General features: G+C 72.7%; 14 protein-coding genes and 1 pseudogene. 12 read left to right on the top strand and 3 right to left on the bottom strand.

The genetic code is table 11. The features are described 5' to 3' along the window. Nucleotides 1-174: 174 nt before the first annotated feature. The gene (locus tag OP86_RS21850; protein WP_030260173.1) at nucleotides 175-711 is read left to right on the top strand and encodes a helix-turn-helix domain-containing protein; all 537 of its coding nucleotides are present in this window, start codon (nucleotides 175-177) and stop codon (nucleotides 709-711) included. 455 nt (nucleotides 712-1,166) lie between these two features. Here OP86_RS21850 and OP86_RS21845 read toward each other — a convergent pair whose 3' ends face one another. Further along, nucleotides 1,167-1,385, bottom strand: a complete 219-nt coding sequence (locus OP86_RS21845) for a hypothetical protein (RefSeq protein ID WP_030057779.1) — start codon at nucleotides 1,383-1,385, stop codon at nucleotides 1,167-1,169. A 92-nt stretch (nucleotides 1,386-1,477) separates the two neighbouring features. On the opposite strand from OP86_RS21845, the gene OP86_RS39045 reads away from it, so the two are divergent. Beyond that, on the top strand, nucleotides 1,478-2,812 hold the full coding sequence (locus tag OP86_RS39045) for an SAV_6107 family HEPN domain-containing protein (protein WP_078589386.1): 1,335 nt from the start codon (nucleotides 1,478-1,480) through the stop codon (nucleotides 2,810-2,812). Nucleotides 2,813-2,999: 187 nt separating this feature from the next. After that, on the top strand, nucleotides 3,000-3,863 hold the full coding sequence (locus OP86_RS35035) for a hypothetical protein (protein WP_030057778.1): 864 nt from the start codon (nucleotides 3,000-3,002) through the stop codon (nucleotides 3,861-3,863). A 177-nt stretch (nucleotides 3,864-4,040) separates the two neighbouring features. Here OP86_RS35035 and OP86_RS21830 read toward each other — a convergent pair whose 3' ends face one another. Further along, nucleotides 4,041-5,261 (bottom strand): GNAT family N-acetyltransferase, encoded by a 1,221-nt coding sequence (locus OP86_RS21830; protein ID WP_030057777.1) that lies wholly within the window; start codon nucleotides 5,259-5,261, stop codon nucleotides 4,041-4,043. A 143-nt stretch (nucleotides 5,262-5,404) separates the two neighbouring features. Beyond that, nucleotides 5,405-6,604, bottom strand: coding sequence for a mannose-6-phosphate isomerase, class I (gene manA / locus OP86_RS21825; protein ID WP_030260169.1), 1,200 nt, complete (start codon nucleotides 6,602-6,604; stop codon nucleotides 5,405-5,407). A 326-nt stretch (nucleotides 6,605-6,930) separates the two neighbouring features. On the opposite strand from manA, the gene OP86_RS21820 reads away from it, so the two are divergent. From OP86_RS21820 to OP86_RS21775, 9 genes and pseudogenes are all read left to right on the top strand, one after another. After that, nucleotides 6,931-7,701 (top strand): polyprenol monophosphomannose synthase, encoded by a 771-nt coding sequence (locus OP86_RS21820; RefSeq protein ID WP_199815234.1) that lies wholly within the window; start codon nucleotides 6,931-6,933, stop codon nucleotides 7,699-7,701. A gap of 136 nt (nucleotides 7,702-7,837) precedes the next feature. After that, the gene (locus tag OP86_RS21815; protein ID WP_051830391.1) at nucleotides 7,838-8,803 is read left to right on the top strand and encodes an MBL fold metallo-hydrolase; all 966 of its coding nucleotides are present in this window, start codon (nucleotides 7,838-7,840) and stop codon (nucleotides 8,801-8,803) included. Between the two features lie 31 nt (nucleotides 8,804-8,834). After that, nucleotides 8,835-9,801, top strand: a pseudogene (locus OP86_RS39235) (NTP transferase domain-containing protein). Continuing rightward, nucleotides 9,798-11,006 carry a molybdopterin molybdotransferase MoeA gene (locus tag OP86_RS21800; RefSeq protein WP_234435073.1) on the top strand — a complete coding sequence of 403 codons (1,209 nt, stop codon included), beginning with the start codon at nucleotides 9,798-9,800 and terminating at the stop codon, nucleotides 11,004-11,006. Before OP86_RS39235 ends, OP86_RS21800 begins: the two are co-directional and overlap by 4 nt. A 34-nt stretch (nucleotides 11,007-11,040) precedes the next feature. Further along, nucleotides 11,041-11,727 (top strand): potassium channel family protein, encoded by a 687-nt coding sequence (locus OP86_RS21795; protein WP_051830388.1) that lies wholly within the window; start codon nucleotides 11,041-11,043, stop codon nucleotides 11,725-11,727. 49 nt (nucleotides 11,728-11,776) lie between these two features. Next, the gene (locus tag OP86_RS21790) at nucleotides 11,777-12,754 is read left to right on the top strand and encodes an NAD(P)H-quinone oxidoreductase (protein WP_030057768.1); all 978 of its coding nucleotides are present in this window, start codon (nucleotides 11,777-11,779) and stop codon (nucleotides 12,752-12,754) included. A gap of 142 nt (nucleotides 12,755-12,896) precedes the next feature. Continuing rightward, the gene (locus tag OP86_RS36780; RefSeq protein WP_157849804.1) at nucleotides 12,897-13,688 is read left to right on the top strand and encodes a hypothetical protein; all 792 of its coding nucleotides are present in this window, start codon (nucleotides 12,897-12,899) and stop codon (nucleotides 13,686-13,688) included. Nucleotides 13,689-13,942: 254 nt separating this feature from the next. Further along, nucleotides 13,943-14,557: a bacterial proteasome activator family protein gene (locus tag OP86_RS21780; protein WP_030057766.1), complete on the top strand. Its 615-nt coding sequence runs from the start codon at nucleotides 13,943-13,945 to the stop codon at nucleotides 14,555-14,557. A 305-nt stretch (nucleotides 14,558-14,862) separates the two neighbouring features. Further along, nucleotides 14,863-16,314, top strand: a complete 1,452-nt coding sequence (locus OP86_RS21775) for a protein kinase domain-containing protein (RefSeq protein ID WP_063832425.1) — start codon at nucleotides 14,863-14,865, stop codon at nucleotides 16,312-16,314. Nucleotides 16,315-16,337: the final 23 nt, after the last annotated feature.

Below are 16,337 nucleotides of genomic sequence, written 5' to 3'. Positions count from 1 at the left end.
CGCAGTCCCGTCGACTACGAACGGCAGCACGCCAGAAGCGTCACTAACCTGGAACTAGTCGCATAGCAGGCGAGTGTCTACGAAATAGGGCAAAGCCCGACCTTCGTCCGCCTCTACCTGGACGAGCACCAGTCCCTTAACCAGATCGCCGCCCTCACAGGGTTCTCCCGCAGCGTGCTCACCGGCCTCGCGCGCGAGTACGGCATCCCGCTCCGCGACGGCCCAAAGGACTACAAGCTCCGAGGAACCATCGAACGGGACTGGCTGATCGAGCAGTACGTCAACCATCGCCGGACCCTTGCAGACCTCGCACGCGAGAAGGGCATGAGCACCGCGAACATGGCGCGCTGGGCCAAGACCCACGACGTCCCGCTGCGATCACGCGGAGGAGCCAGCCACAGCCAGGCACTTCGCGCTGCCGACCAGGTCCACCGAGCGCCGCACGTCCTCCGACCGGCACTCAGCGGTCAGGGAGCCAGCGAACGCCTGAGCCGCTTCGCGGCCGCATCCGCCTACCCCAGCCTGAGCGCGGCGGCGAGCGGCCTCGATCTCAACACGTTCACCCTCGTCGCGCAGATCAACCGAATCGAACGAGAGCTTGGCGGGCCGCTGCTGGTCAGAGCCGAACGCGGCCGGCCCATGACGCTGACCCCCCTGGGAAGGAGGGTGCTCAGGGCAATCCGGATCTTCCGATGCGACGCACAGTCATGAACCAAGACTGTCAGTCGTGGCTCTGCCGAGATGCCTCGTACGGGTGTGCTACGTGCCATCCTGGTCAATGGCGATGGGGCGCCGGTTATGTCCCGGCAGCCCCACTCGCCCATGAGGAGCCGATACGACTCCATATCGCCGGTGTACTCCGGCGCAGGCGGACCGCTGCAACGGCCACGCCCATCCCCTTGTGCTGAGCAACCGACAAGCCAGGGAAGCCAGTCGACGGATCCCACGATCCGGACCGAGGCCCCAGCGTAGCAAGACAAGGTGGGACACCTGTCGCCAACTCTGAATTAATTGATCAAGATCAAAATGGGTCCCACCTGCAGAAATAGAGGAACTCCGACTGGCCAGAGCCGGGTATCTCTGTGCGTAAAAGTGGGACGGATTGAATTAATTGAATTCTGGAACTTGCGATATGGGTCACCCGTTGAGAGCATCGTGAGTGTCCGTCAGGTCGCGGCCTGCAAGCCGCTGGACACGTGCTGAGTGATCGACAAGTGCAAAAGGGAAAGGGCGTTCCATTTGTCCAGGAGCATCTCGCGCCCGCGTTCGCGCGGCAGCGTCCCCATCGGGGTTGTTGGGGTCCTGATCGTGATCGTCTTGATCGCGATCTTGAACCTCGTTAGGCCGACCGCGCTGGAGGGGCCGTCCGCCTCGGCCGCCGCCACCGCGGTTGTTACCGCCGGGGTCGGCTACCTCGCTAAGCGGGCTCTGCGTAGCCGTGTCCGGTTGAACTGGCAGCTGCGCCGGATCTGAGCTGATGGCTGGCCGTAGAAAGGCCGTGGTCCAGACCGGGCCGGCGGAGGAACTCGCGCAGTTCCTCCGCCGGCTCCGTCGGCGACCTGACGGCACTGACATCACGTACATGGAGATGGCGGCGAAGCTCGGTGGCTTGCGCTACTGCTCGGCCGCCACGCTCTCTCGGGCTGACCGAGGAGATCACCTGCCACGGGTGGAAACCGTTGAGGGATACCTCACTGCGTGTGAGGCGAGCCCCTACAAGGTTGCGCACGCCCGCCGGCTTTTGCAGGCTGCTCGCCAGCGGCAGCGGACGCAGCAGACCCTTGCTAGCCAGGGCCAGGCGCCGCCCATAGCCTCAGTTTCCACCCCGCGTCGGCACCTGCCTGCTGTTGCTCCCCATCCCGATTACATGCAGACACGTGGCGAGTTCATGAGGGGCCTGCGTGCCTACTACCGAGAGGCTGGCCACCCGTCAGTGCGGGCGATCGCGAGTAACTCAGCCACCTGTCCGCTGCCTATCACCAAGAGCAAGGCTCACCGGATGCTCTCGCCTGAGGCTCGGTTTCCCGCTGATTGGGGCCAGGTACGAGCATTCCTTGTTGGGTGCAATCCTGGCAAAAGGTCCGATCTTGATACTTGGTACGCCGCGTGGCGGCGGATTGCCAGCCCTCGCGATGATTGGAGGTCGGACCGGGTTCTGAGTACTTCCCTGAGCAGCCGTGTGGCGGAGTCGACGTCTGACTCGGCGGCTGGTTTCGTGGCGCACTTGCTAGAGCGGCAACAGGCAGAGGAGAATCCTCGACCCGCGCCCCCGCTGGAGCCGGTTTCAACGGAGCGATCGGAATCACAGCCCGAGGCTCCGGCTACACAAACTATGGACGGAGCGGCGCGTAGCGAACGGAATCGGACGTTTTGGGACCGCTGGAGAAGGCAGGATAGTCAACCGGCGTCGACGGCTCTGCCCACGGCAGCGCTTGACCTCCTCAGGGATGCTCAGCGCACCCTAGCCCGGGCGCGTGGCATGTCTGATCCGCTTGATATCTACTCTGTAGGGCACCTCGCTGCACTGCGTGCCACGGCAGCCGTACTCGCGGTTCGGCCAGCCAACAGGGGACGTTCGCGGCCCGCCATCCGCAGCGCATGGGAGATCCTGCCGTCTGCGGCACCTGAGCTGACGGAGTGGGCGGCGTACTTTGCTGCACACAGTCGAAAAAGGGCTGCTGCTGAGGCTGGCATCCGTGGTTCTGTCACCCCGCGGGAAGCCGGTGACATGATTCGGAACGTAACGGTATTCGTACGCGTCGTCGAGCGGCTGCTGCGTACGAACCCAAAGGGTGACCAAGGCGCCGTATGACAGCTCGATCCTGCGTTGAGGCACGATGTTTGGGCGCGAGGACGAGGGTGATCAGTACGTCCTCGCACCGGGCTATGCTCCGGAGTCCGGCCGCTCGACCTCGTCCATCGCAACCACGTTGTTGGTGGCCACTTCCATCACCCACCCGAGCGGATCACGGTGTCGTACCGGACGGCACAATCGGCGTATGCCTGAGATCTTCATTGACCTGGGATCCGTCGATGCGCCGTCCGGCGTGCTGGTGCTCGGCATGGCCGGGTGGATCGACTACTGGCGGGAGCTCGGGCAGCCCTTGTCCGGGCGCGCCAGGGCGGCGGCGTCGTCGGGAGGAGGCCATCTTCGCGAGTGGTTGTGCGAGGCGGTCGCGGTCCCGGCCGTCGCCGATCGGCCGTTGAGGGTGAGGGCGAGCACCTCGCCGTCCCCGTTCGATGAGGGGCCGACAATCGCGACTCTGGAGATCAGCCTCGGTCACAAGTGGCCCGAGGCCGCGGACCGGTCGGCGCCGATTCCGCTTGGGGACCTGCCCGTCGACCGGTGCGGCATGGTCATTGGCGACGCTGCGGGGCTGGACGCCTGGACGGGGATGAACGACGAGCCGGCCGACGGGCTCGCCGATGTCACCTATTGGGGCCGGTACGCGGACGACGCACACGCCGAGTTCGGTGGCGAGCGGATCGCGCAGTACGGCGTCGACGGACCGCACGGGTGGCTCGACCTCCCGCTGGCCGAGGCAGCCGCGCGCGCGGCCGAACTCACCGCCTGGCGCGACCGCCTTCACGGCAAGGGCCTCATGGTCTCGATCGACAAGCACACCGACTTCTACCGCTTCCGGCGAGCCGGGTGGCACCATCCGCTCCGCGCTGGAGCGATCAAGGTCGGTGGCTGCCAGGTGCTCGGCATCGAATGGGACCAGGGCGACCACTCGATGAGGCACCGCGGTGAGCGGGACGCCGACCAGGTATATCCGGTCACGCTCGAAGCCGACGAGGCGGGCGAGATGGTGATGCGATGGACCATCCCGCCCTACAACTTCGACGACGAGGACGAGTAACGAGCTTGGCCTTGGGGATCCGCCACCGTGGTGAGACTGATCAACCCCAACAGCTGGTGAGACAGATCCGGGAACCGCAGGTCACAGCGGTGGTCTCTGACACGAGCCGCGAGATCCTACAGCCACGTCGGGCCGGGCCGGGCCCTGCGGTCGGCGGGGCCCGGCGGGGCCGGAAGGTCAGAACCAGTGCAGGCAGTGCGGGGGGCGCTCGGTGCGGAAGAGGGCGTCGGCGCGGGCGGCCGCGTCCGGGCGGTGGGCCCGGATGTGGCCGGCGCGCACGAGGGTGCTCGGGGCGGTGCCGCCGAGGTAGACCGCGCCCAGGTCGCGCACGTCCAGGGACAGGTCGGGCTCCCGGTCCGTCGGGACGCACTCGGCCTTGCCGTCCCGGACGGTCAGCAGGTGGCGGCCGTGCTCGCCGAGGAACGGGTCGTCGACGTCGAGGACGAGCTCGCCGTCGGTGAGCCAGCCGCGCGTGGTGAGGGCGCGTGGGACGTCCAGCAGCCGCACCCAGAGCCAGTCGCCGTGGTTGCTCAGTGAGCCGGCGTGGAAGTCCTCGAACTGCCAGCGCAGCGGGTGCTCGGGCGGGAAGTGCTTGAAGACGATCTGGGTGACCAGGTCGTGGCCGAGCGCGAACCGGGCCAGGGCGGTGTGGACCGTGTCGTCGACGGCGATGATCTCGTCGACCGTCAGGGTGTCGTCGGCGCGCGAGTAGCAGGCGTACCCGTCCGGGACGCCGTCCGCGTCCCGGTGGACGGCGATGTAGCGCGGCGCCGGGGCGACCGGGGGCTGCCCCGCACCCAGGGCCCACCAGCGGCGCGGCCGGGACAGCGCGCCGGGCTGGGCGCGGCGGTACCGGTCGTAGACCTCCTCCAGGATCTCGCCGCAGTCGGCACGCTTCAGCACCTCGACCGAGCCGGTCGCCCGGGCGTCGGCCGCTCCGTGCGCCCGGGGGAGGGCGAGGCCGGCCTGGTGGCGCTGCACCGTCAGCCGCTGGGTGTACGTCGCCGGTCCGTAGCCGAACCTGCCGTAGATCCCGGCCTCGGAGGCCAGCAGGACGGAGAGGAACTCGCCGCGGGCCCGCAGCTCGGTGAGCTGGTGCCGCTTCATCGCGCTGAGCACGCCCTGGCGCCGGTGCGAGGGCAGGACGCCGACGTTGCTCACCGCGGCGGCCGGGACGACGACCTCACCGGGCAGGGTGAGTTCGAGGGAGTGCGCGCTGGCGGTGCCGACGGGCCGTCCGTCCGCCGTGACGGCGAGCAGGCTGCGGTCCAGCTCGGTCGCCGCCCACCAGACCCCGCCGCCGTCCTCGTTCGGCGTCCCCGGGAAGAGCCCGAACGCGGCGTGGAGGGTGTCGACGAAGACATCCCGGTCCTGATCGGTCGTCGGACGGATTTCCATTGCTGCCGCAGCCTCCCCTGGATCACGGCACCACGGACCGCGGTGCCCCGCCACAGTGCAGTCGCGAACCGTGGCGGGGTCAACCGAATTACGGCCCGCCCTGCGCGGCCTGAGTGCTGGTCAGGCCGGGCCCCGGCCGCGGGTCAGACGGTGACGGTGGCGCGGAAGAGCGTGGTGCCGGTGCCGGAGAGGCGGGTCGGAGCGCCGGTGGCGGGGAGGAAGGCGGACTGGCCGCGGGCGAGGTCCAGGACGGTGCCGTCGGCGGCGGTCAGCCGGGCGGCGCCCTCCGTGCAGAGCAGGATCTGCGGAGTGCGGCCGTCGATCTCGCGCTCGACGCCGTCCAGCGCGAAGCGGGACAGCCGGAACTCGTCGATCGGGACGGGGTAGAGCTCCTCGCCCGGAGTGGCCTCGACCCGCACGGGGGCCACCAGCTCGGGGGAGCCGGCCTCGAAGACCACGACCTTCAGCAGCTCCGGCACGTCGATGTGCTTCGGGGTGAGGCCGGCCCGCAGCACGTTGTCGGAGTTGGCCTGCAGCTCGACGCAGACGCCGGACAGGTAGGCGTGCGGCACCCCGGCGCCCAGGTACAGCGCCTCGCCGGCCCGCAGCCGGAAGTGGTTGAGCAGCATGCCGGCGATCACGCCGCGGTCGTCCGGGAAGTCCTTGGCGATCCGGGCGTACGGGGCGTAGTACCAGTCCGGATCGCCGGTGTCGTGCTCCGCCAGCGCCGCGGCGGTCTCCCCGATGGTCTTCCGGGCGGTCTCGTCGTCCATGGTGAGGATGGCGGCCAGGGTGCCGCGCAGCGCCTCGGTCTCGTCCTCGACGCCCAGCAGGTCGATCAGCGGGTCCAGCTCGGGCAGCCCGAGCCGGGCCATCAGCTCGGCCGCCTCGGCGGGCCGGCGGAAGCCGCAGAGCCCCTCGAACTCGCCCAGCGCGCAGACCATCTCGGGCTTGTGGTTGGCGTCCCGGTAGCTGCGCTCGGGGGCGTCCAGCGGGATGCCGAGGGCGTTCTCGGCGGCGAAGCCGGCCCGGGCCTGGTCGAGCGTGGGGTGGGCCTGGATCGACAGCGGGATGCCCGCGGTGAGGACCTTGAACAGGAACGGCAGGGCCGGGCCGAACCTGGCCACCGACGGGGCGCCCAGTTCGCCCTCGGGGTCGGCCGCGATCAGGTCGTCCAGTCGGCGCGGGCCGTCCCCGCGGTCGGCGCGGGACGGGTCGCCCGGGTGGGCGCCCATCCACAGTTCGGCCTGCGGTTCACCGGTCGGCTGCTGTCCGAGCAGCTCGGGCAGGGCCGTGAGCGACCCCCAGGCGTACGGGCGGACGGTGTTGACGAGCCTGTCCATGCGCGCGGTCCTACTCCTTCGCTGACTGGGCGGGTGTGCCGGATCGCCGGGGGCGGGCCCGGCGGTGCTGGCGGTCCGGGCACAGGCAAGGGCATCGACCCTAGCCGAACGGCGTCACACACGGGGAAACGGTGGGCATCCGGTGGGAGTGCCATGGGCGGACCGGTGGTTCCCGGGCGCGGTAGTAGGATGCCAGGACGCAGAAGTGTCCGCCCTGTGCGCAGTTCTCCACCGTGGTCACCCCGTCGGAGGGCTGCCGGTGGAGCCGCGTTCCGAGTGCGGGCGACGGTGTTCTGAGATTCCCCGCCATCGGCCGAGAGGTGTACGTGACCGTGAACCAGCAGAGTTTTGCTGATCTCGGCAGGGTCCTCGTGATCATCCCGACCTACAACGAGGCGGAGAACGTCGAGCGGATCGTCGGCCGGGTCCGCGCCGCGGTGCCCGAGGCCCACGTGCTGGTCGCCGACGACAACAGCCCCGACGGCACCGGCGAGCTGGCCGACAAGCTGGCCGTCGAGGACCCGAACGTGCACGTCATGCACCGCAAGGGCAAGGAAGGCCTGGGCGCCGCCTACCTCGCGGGCTTCCGCTGGGGCATCGACAACGGCTACGACGTCCTGGTCGAGATGGACGCGGACGGCTCGCACCAGCCCGAGGAGCTGGACCGGCTGCTGGGCGCGCTGCGCGGCGCCGACCTGGTGCTGGGCTCGCGCTGGGTGCCCGGCGGCCGGGTCGTGAACTGGCCGAAGTCGCGACTGCTGCTCTCCCGCGGCGGCTCGACCTACTCCCGGCTGATGCTGGGCGTGCCGATCAGGGACGTCACCGGCGGCTACCGCGCGTTCCGCAAGGAGACCCTGCTCGGCCTGGGCATGGACGAGGTCGCCTCCGCCGGGTACTGCTTCCAGGTCGACCTGGCCTGGCGCACCGTGAAGGCGGGCTTCAAGGTCGCCGAGGTGCCGATCACCTTCGTCGAGCGCGAGCTGGGCGCCTCCAAGATGAGCCGCAACATCGTGGTCGAGGCGCTCTGGCGGGTCACCTCCTGGGGTCTGGCCGACCGGCTGGCCCGGCTGGCCCGGCTGCGCGGCGCGAAGCGCTGACAGCCTGCCGCCGAGCCGCGGTGTGACGTGAGTCCGAAGGCGCGCCCCGCCGGGCGCGCCTTCCGTGCGATCGGGCACCGCTGCTCCCATGCTGTAGGGCGCAGGAGATCCGATCGCCGACCAGAGGGAGCAGCCCGTGAAGTCGTCCCCGCCCGAGGAGAGCGCCGGCGCAGAGCGTGCGGACGCCGGAGCCGCCCCGTTCCCGGACGCCGAGCGCCCGGCCCGGCCGCTGGAGGTCGCCGTGTTCACCGGCCCCGAGTCGGCCGTCTTCGCCACCTCCGCGCTGATCCTGGGCGAGCGGACCGCCATCCTGGTCGACGCCCAGCTGACCCGCAGCGCCGGGCGGGAACTGGCCGAGTGGGTCGCGGGCAAGGGCCGCCGGCTGCTCGCCATCGTGGTCACCCACCATCACCCGGACCACTACTTCGGCGCCGAGGAGGTGCTGAAGCTCTTCCCGGACGCGCAGCTGCTGGCCGCGCCGGCGGTCATCGAGGGCATCGAGCGTACCGCCGCCGCCAAGGTCGCGCAGTGGAAGCCGGTGTACGGCGACGACATCCCGGACCACCCGCTGATCCCCGCCCCGCTGCTGCCCCAGCCGCTGATGCTGGACGGCCAGGTGATCCCCGTCCTGCTGCTCGGCCAGGGCGACTGCGAGAACTCCACGGTCGTCCACGTGCCGAGCATCCGCACCGTGATCGCCGGGGACTTCGCCTACAACGGCACCCACGTCTGGACCGCCGACACCACCCCGGCCCAGCGCGCCACCTGGGGGCACAACCTCGGCCGGATCGCCGACCTCGGCGTGGACCGGGTGATCGCCGGGCACCGGGCCCCCGACCACGGCGACGACGCCGCCCAGGTGCTCGCCTTCACCGGCGAGTACCTGCGGGACTTCGACCGGCTGCTGGCCGAGCACCCGGACGACCCGGAAGCCCTGGTCACGGCCGTGAACGAGCGGTACGGGGAGCTGACGCTGCCGGTCATCCTGGAGCTGGGCGCGGCGGCCAACACCGCCCGCGCGGCGGCCGACACCGCCCGGGCCACGGCGGAGGACGGGATCATCGACGCGGAGATCGTCGAGGACGACGACCCGGCCGAGTAAAGCTCGGCACGGCCGGGCGGATACTGGCCCCATGACGCCGTACGACGTGATCGTCCCGGCCGGCGGGGCCGCGCGGCGCCTCGGCGGGGCCGACAAACCCGGGCTGACCGTCGGCGAGACCACCCTGCTCGACCGGGTGCTCGCCGCCTGCACCGGAGCCCGCACCACCGTCGTGGTCGGCCCGGCCCGGCCGACCGGGCACACCGGCGTCCGCTGGACCAGGGAGCAGCCGCCCGGCGGCGGGCCGGTCGCCGCCGTCGCCGCCGGCCTCGACCTGGTCACCGCGGACACCGTGCTGCTGCTCGCCGCCGACCTGCCGTTCCTGGACCGGCGGACGGTGGAACGGCTGGCCGCCGCCCTGGACGACGCCGGGCCGGCCGTCGATGCCGCCGTACTGGTCGACGCCGGCGGGCGCGACCAGCCGCTCGCCGCCGCGTACCGCACCGCCCCGCTGCGCGCCGCGCTCGCCGTCCTCGGCGACCCGGCGAGCCAGCCGCTGCGCCGCCTGGTCGGCGGCCTGGCCCGGCTGCTGGTCGCCGACACCGACAACGTCGCGTACGACTGCGACACCTGGGAGGACCTGGAGCAGGCCAGGGAGCGCGACCGGGGTTGAACCTCACTGTGCCCGGCACCGGGCTGTGAGGGAAACGACGCGCCCCGCACACGGGGTGAACACCCCCGGGAAACCGCCGATCAGGCAGCATGGGCGCATGGAGCGCACGCTGGATGACTGGATCACCGAGGTCAAGGCCGACCTGGGCATCGACCTGGACGTGGACGTCCGAGGTCTGCTCGACATGGCCCGGGTGGTCGCGCACGGAGTGGCCCGGCCGGCCGCGCCGCTGACCGCCTTCCTGATCGGCTACGCGGCCGCCCAGCGGGGCGGCGGTGCGCAGGCCGTCGCCGAGGCCGCCCGACGGACCGAGGCACTCGCCGAGAGGTGGGGCGCCGGCGGGCCGGCCGCTGCGGACGCGCAGCAGCAGCCGGGCGAGCGGTGAGCGCGGTCGGGCAGACCACCGTGGCCGCCCCGCCGACCGGCCCCGGCTTGCTGAGCTGGCCCCGGGCCCGCGAGGCCGCGCGCCGGGCCGGGCTGCGCCCGCTGCCCGGGGTCGAGCTGCCGCCGGCCGAGGCACTGGGCCACACCCTCGCCGAGCCGCTCGGCGCGCTGACCGACCTGCCCGCCTTCGACACCTCCGCGATGGACGGCTGGGCGGTCGCCGGGCCCGGCCCGTGGCGGGTCAGCGGGCGGCTGCTGGCCGGACCGGCCGCGCCGGCGCCGCTGGCCGACGGCACCGCCGTGGAGATCGCCACCGGTGCCCAACTGCCGCCCGGTGCCACCGCCGTACTGCGCCGCGAGCACGGGCGGGCGGACGGCACGCTGCTGCACGACCGCGGACCGTGCCCGCTGACCACCGGCCAGGACGTCCGTCCACGCGGCCAGGAGTGCCGCCGGGGCGAGGAGTTGCTGCCGGCGGGCGTCCCGGTCGGGCCGGCCGTGCTCGGCCTGGCCGCCGCCTGCGGTCACGACCGGCTGCTGGTCCACCGCCGCCCGGTCGTCCAACTGCTCGTCCTGGGCGATGAGTTGCTGGCTGCCGGGATCCCCGGACCGGGCCTGGTGCGGGACGCGCTCGGGCCGCTGCTGCCGCCCTGGCTGCGGGCCGCCGGCGCCGAGGTCGCCGAAGTGCGGTACGTCCGCGACGACTTCGGGCTGCTCCGGGACGCGCTGCGACACTCCACCGCCGACGTCGTGGTCACCACCGGTGGAACGGCCGCCGGGCCGGTCGACTTCCTGCACCGGGCGCTCGCCGAGGCCGGTGCCCGGCTGGTCGTGGACGGCGTCGCCGTCCGGCCCGGGCACCCCATGCTGCTGGCCGAAATCCCCGGCGGGCGCCACCTGGTCGGCCTGCCGGGCAACCCGCTGGCCGCCGTCGCCGGGACGGTCACGCTCGCCCTGCCGCTGCTGCACGCCCGCAGCGGACGGACCGTCGGCGCCCCCGCCCTCGCACCCGCCGCGGCGGCACTGCCCGGGCACCCGGCGGACACCCGGCTGCAGCCCGTCCGGCGGACGGCCGCGGGCGTCGTCCCGCTCGCCTTCGACGGACCCGCGATGCTGCGCGGACTCGCCCGGGCCGAGGCGCTGGCCGTGGTCCCGCCCGGCGGGGTGGCACCGGGGGAGACGGTCGAGCTGCTGGAGCTGCCGTGACCGGGCAGCCGGGGGAGCGGTGGAGCGGTGGAGCATGAGTCGGCTGCGACGCACCGTCGCGCCGGGGACCGAGCCGTGGGCGGACGCCGGGATCGTGCTGCCCGCCCGCCGGGCCGAGCCCGCCGTGCGCCAGGTCGGCTCGCGGCTGCTGCTGGCGCTCGCCGTCCTGGCCGCCACCACGCTGATCGTCTACCTCGACCGGGACGGCTACAACGACAACGCCGGGGGTGGGCTCAGCCTCCTGGACGCGGCGTACTACGCCACCGTGACGCTCTCCACCACCGGGTACGGGGACATCACCCCGTACAGCGACAGCGCCCGGCTCGGCAACATCTTCCTGATCACCCCGCTGCGCGTGGTGTTCCTGATCATCACCGCCACCGTGGTCGCCGCCGTGCGGGAGGACGAGAACGCTCCGCTGCTGCGGCAGAGCGGCGCCGACGTCGTGGTCACCAGCTCCAGTTCGGCCGGGCGGCTGCTCGGGCTGTCGATGCTCAGCCCGCACGCGGGGGCGGTGATGGAGGACCTGCTGACCTACGGGAACGGGCTGGACGTGGTGGAACGCCCGGTCACCCGGGCCGAGGCCGGGCACAGCCCGCGCGCCTGCGAGGACCTGGTGGTCGCCGTGGTCCGGGGCCGACGGGTGCTCAACTACACCGAGCCGGAGGCCGCCGTGCTGCAGCTCACCGACCGGGTGATCGTCATCAAGTCGACCGGCTGACGCGGGCCCTGCCGCTCGAACCGCCCTGACGGGCAGTAGGTTCGGAGCCATGCATGCGATGACGATTCCCGTACCCGGCGGCCCCGAGGCACTGGTGTGGGCCGAGGTGCCCGACCCGGTGCCCGGCGAGGGCGAGGTCCTGGTGGAGGTGGCGGCCACCGCCGTCAACCGTGCCGACCTGCTCCAGCGGCAGGGCTTCTACAACCCGCCGCCCGGCTCCTCGCCGTACCCGGGGCTGGAGTGCGCCGGGCGGATCGTCGCCCTCGGGCCGGCCGTGTCCGGCTGGGCGGTCGGCGACGAGGTGTGCGCCCTGCTGGCCGGCGGCGGCTATGCGCAGCTGGTCGCGGTGCCGACCGGGCAGTTGCTGCCGGTGCCCAAGGGGCTGTCCTTCGAGCAGGCCGCGGCGCTGCCGGAGGTCGCCTGCACGGTGTGGTCCAACGTCTTCCTCACCGCGCACCTGCGGCCCGGCGAGACCGTGCTGCTGCACGGCGGCGCGAGCGGCATCGGGACCATGGCGATCCAGCTGGCCAAGGCCGTCGGGGCGCGGGTCGCGGTCACCGCGGGCAGTGCCGAGAAGCTCGCCAGGTGCACCGAGCTGGGCGCGGACATCACGATCGACTACCGGCAGCAGGACTTCGTCGAGGCGCTCAAGGAGGCCACCGGCGGGGCCGGGGCGGACGTGATCCTGGACATCATGGGCGCCAAGTACCTGCAGCGGAACGTGGACGCGCTGGCGGTCAACGGGCGGCTGGTGATCATCGGGCTGCAGGGCGGGGTGAAGGGCGAGCTCGACCTCAACGCGCTGCTGCGCAAGCGCGCCGCGGTGATCGCCACCAATCTGCGCGGGCGGCCGCTCGCGGAGAAGGCGGCGATCGTGGCGGCGGTGCGGGAGCACGTGTGGCCGCTGGTGGAGTCCGGGGTGGTGAAGCCGGTGGTGGACCGGGTGCTGCCGCTGACCGACGCGGGCGAGGGGCACCGGGTGCTGGAGGCCGGGGAGCAGGTCGGGAAGGTCGTGCTGACGGCCTGAGCCGGCGGCCTCGGCGGCCGCCTGTGACCGGTGTGGCGGTGTCCGAAATGACTGGATTGTCGGATCGTGCGAGGCTGATCCGGAGCTGTCCCGCCGCCGACCCCGCCCCCGGGCGAGGTCGGCCGTCGGAAGGACTCCGACCGTGGCCGCATCACCGCACGCACTCCTCGGACCGCTGCCCGCGGCGCCGCACCGCCGTTGCACCCGATGCCGCCCGGCCGGGGGCCGCGCCCAGCGGCTGTTCGCGGCGGCAGTGCTGGGGCTCACGCTCCCGCTGGCCGCCGCGACGGCGGCGGCGGCGCTGCCGGGGCCCTCGGCGGGGGTGTCTCCGCCGCCTTCCCCCGCGCCGACCGCGCCGACCGCGCCGTCCTCGGTCCCGTCGTCCGCTGCTCCGGCGGGGGCGGGCGCGTCCGCCACGCCGAGTGCCGGGGCGAGTGCGGAGGCGAGCGACGCGGCGGGTGTCGAGCCCGGGGCGGGGCCGACGGCCGCGACCTCCTCGGCCGTGCACGCACCCGCGGCCGCGCCGCCGCGGCACCCGGTGCCCCGCCCGTACGCGGACGGCGACTTCCCGCAGCCCCACCGGCACCGCCCGGCGTCGCTGCCGGAGCGCTCCGACGCCGCCGTGGAGCAGGCCCCCGACCAGGCCGTCGACCAGGCCCCCGAGCAGGCTCCTGACCAGCCTCCCGAGCAGGCCGCGGACCAGAGCGTCGAGGCCGACCAGCCGCAGGCCGACCCGTCCGCCCCGGATCCGGCGGCCGCCGGTGACGCCGTCGCCGTCGGCGTCGCCCCGGACGCCGTCGCAGCGGCCGCCGTGCCCCTGGTCCTCCCCGCCCGCTGGCAGGACGCCTCCACGACCCAGCTGCCGCTGGGCGTCGGCCTGGGGCTGATCGGCTGCGGCCTGGGGCTGGTGGGCCTGCGGCTGCGGAAGGGCTGAGCCGCGGACGGTGCCCGGTGGGGCGGGCGGGCACGGTGCGGGAGTGGAGGTTCGGTGCGGGTTGTGGGGCCGTACCGGCCGGGAGCGGTGCGGGCGACCGCCGGCGGGCGGGCGGTCCGCGGGGCGCGGGATCTGAGTACCCGTACGGATTCCCGCGCCGCGCGCGGAGGCGTACCTTCGTCACGGGTGGCGCAGGCCGGCGGGACGAACGGGGGCTTCCGCCCGACCAACCCCAGTGAGAGAGAATGTTGTTCATGACGAATCCGATGAACGAGCGCTCGTCGCAGGAGCCGTACCAGGCCGCCGGCGGGCAGTCGCACGACGGCCAGAAGGTGCTGATCGTCGGACCGGACGGGCTGCCCGTGGGCCAGGGCTTCGCCGGTCCGATGGGTGACGGGGACGACGAGGTCGACGCGCCGCGTGAGCTCCCGGTGACCGAGATGGTCGAGCAGCCCGCCAAGGTCATGCGCATCGGCAGCATGATCAAGCAGCTGCTGGAGGAGGTCCGGGCGGCGCCCCTCGACGAGGCGAGCCGGGTGCGGCTGAAGGACATCCACGCGAGCTCGATCAAGGAACTCGAACTCGGCCTGGCGCCGGAGCTGGTCGCCGAGCTGGAGCGGCTCTCGCTGCCGTTCACCGAGGACACCATTCCGACCGAGGCCGAGCTGCGGATCGCCCAGGCCCAGCTGGTCGGCTGGCTGGAGGGGCTGTTCCACGGCATCCAGACCGCGCTGTTCGCCCAGCAGATGGCGGCGCGGGCCCAGCTGGAGCAGATGCGGCGGGCGCTGCCGCCCGGCCTGCACGGCGGCGACCAGGACGAGGACGAGCCCGGCCAGGGCCGCGGAATCCGCTCCGGCCCGTACCTCTAGGGTCTGTCGAGGACCGGCCCTGAGCCGGCACCCGCCAGGCGGGGACGGGCGGGCGCCCGACCGGACGTACCACGACGATCCGCCCCCGGGCCGCGCCGCCGGGATCCGGTGCCGACGGCCCGGGCCCAGGATCGGCCCTGGGCCGATCACCGTCGGCGCGAGCCGATACCCTGACCCCTGTCGCAGGCCGGTCGAGCCGCCGCGACAGGGGTCCGCCAGGCCCGCGGGCCGGGCCCACCACGCACGGACGAGACCGAACGTCACGGTGGCGGCAGCACGGCCGCGCCGAGGGGGAGCAGAGGACCATGAGCGAGCACGGCAACGCGGCGGTCGAGGGCTTCTCCCTGGGCAACGGCCGCTATGTGCTGCAGCGGCTGCTGGGTGAGGGCGGCATGGCGTCCGTGCACCTCGCCTACGACAGCGTGCTGGACCGGCAGGTCGCGCTGAAGAGCATGCACAGCGAGCTGGGCCGGGACGACTCGTTCAAGGAGCGGTTCCGCCGCGAGGCCCAGGCGGTGGCCCGGCTGGAGCACCCGAACATCGTCACGGTGTACGACAGCGGCGAGGACATCGCGCCGGACGGCTCCAGCACGCCGTACATCGTCATGCAGCTGATCGACGGGCAGGGCCTGCGCGAGGCGATCAACGAGGCGATCGGCCAGTACGGCGCGATGCCGACCGAGGCGGCCCTGCGGGTCACCGTCGGCGTGCTGAACGCGCTGGAGGCCTCGCACGACATGGGCCTGGTGCACCGCGACATCAAGCCCGGCAACGTCATGTTCGACCGCAAGGGCAATGTCAAGGTCATGGACTTCGGCATCGCCCGCGCGCTGGAATCCGGCGTCACGTCGATGACGCAGACCGGCATGGTGGTCGGCACCCCGCAGTACCTCTCGCCCGAGCAGGCGCTCGGCAAGCCGGTGGACGCCCGCTCCGACCTCTACTCGGTCGGCGTGATGCTCTTCGAGATGCTCACCGGCCAGCTCGTCTTCGACGGCGACTCGGCGTTCTCGATCGCCTACAAGCACGTCCAGGAGGAGCCGCCGGCGCCCTCCACGGTCAACCGCTCGATCACCCCCGAGGTCGACGCCTTCGTCGCCCAGGCGCTGCGCAAGGACCCGGCGCACCGGTTCCAGAGCGCGGCGGCGATGCGGGACGAGGCGGAGCGGCTGATCGAGGCCGCCAAGGGCGGCGGCAACGGGCACAAGCTCCAGGCCAGCACCCCGCTGGTGATCAACGAGGGCCCGCGCTCGGTGCACGCCGCCCCGCCGGCTCAGCAGGCCCCGCACACGCCGCAGCCGCAGTACCTGCAGCAGGGCGGGCAGCCGCAGTACCAGACCCCGCCGCCGGCCTACCGGACGCCGCCGCCGGCCCCGCACACGCCGCAGCCGCAGTACCTGCAGCAGGGCGGGCAGCCGCAGTACCAGACCCCGCCGCCGGCCTACCAGACGCCGCGTCCGCAGGCCCCGCACACGCCGCACCCGCAGTTCCTCCAGCAAGGGGGGCCGCAGCAGCCGATGCCGCAGCCGATGCCGCCGTACCAGCAGCCGAAGGCGCCCAGCGGCGGCGGCTGTTCGACCGCGGTGGTCGTGGTCGGGATCATCATCGGCGTGCTGGTGCTGGCCGGAATCATCATCGCGATCGTGGTCAACAACGCGGACAAGAAGACCAGCGGCAAGTACAGCCACGCCGGCGGCGAGCGCCCCGCCGACGTGCTGGTACTGGACCTCCCGGCCGACCGGAACGGCCTGCTCTGACGGCTTCCGGCCGGTTCGCGGGT

Origin of the sequence: Streptomyces novaecaesareae, assembly GCF_000716875.1 — a bacterium.
GTDB classification, from domain to species: domain Bacteria; phylum Actinomycetota; class Actinomycetes; order Streptomycetales; family Streptomycetaceae; genus Kitasatospora; species Kitasatospora novaecaesareae.
Note: the sequence above shows the minus strand (reverse complement) of the source record. Positions and strands in the feature narration are given on the sequence as shown.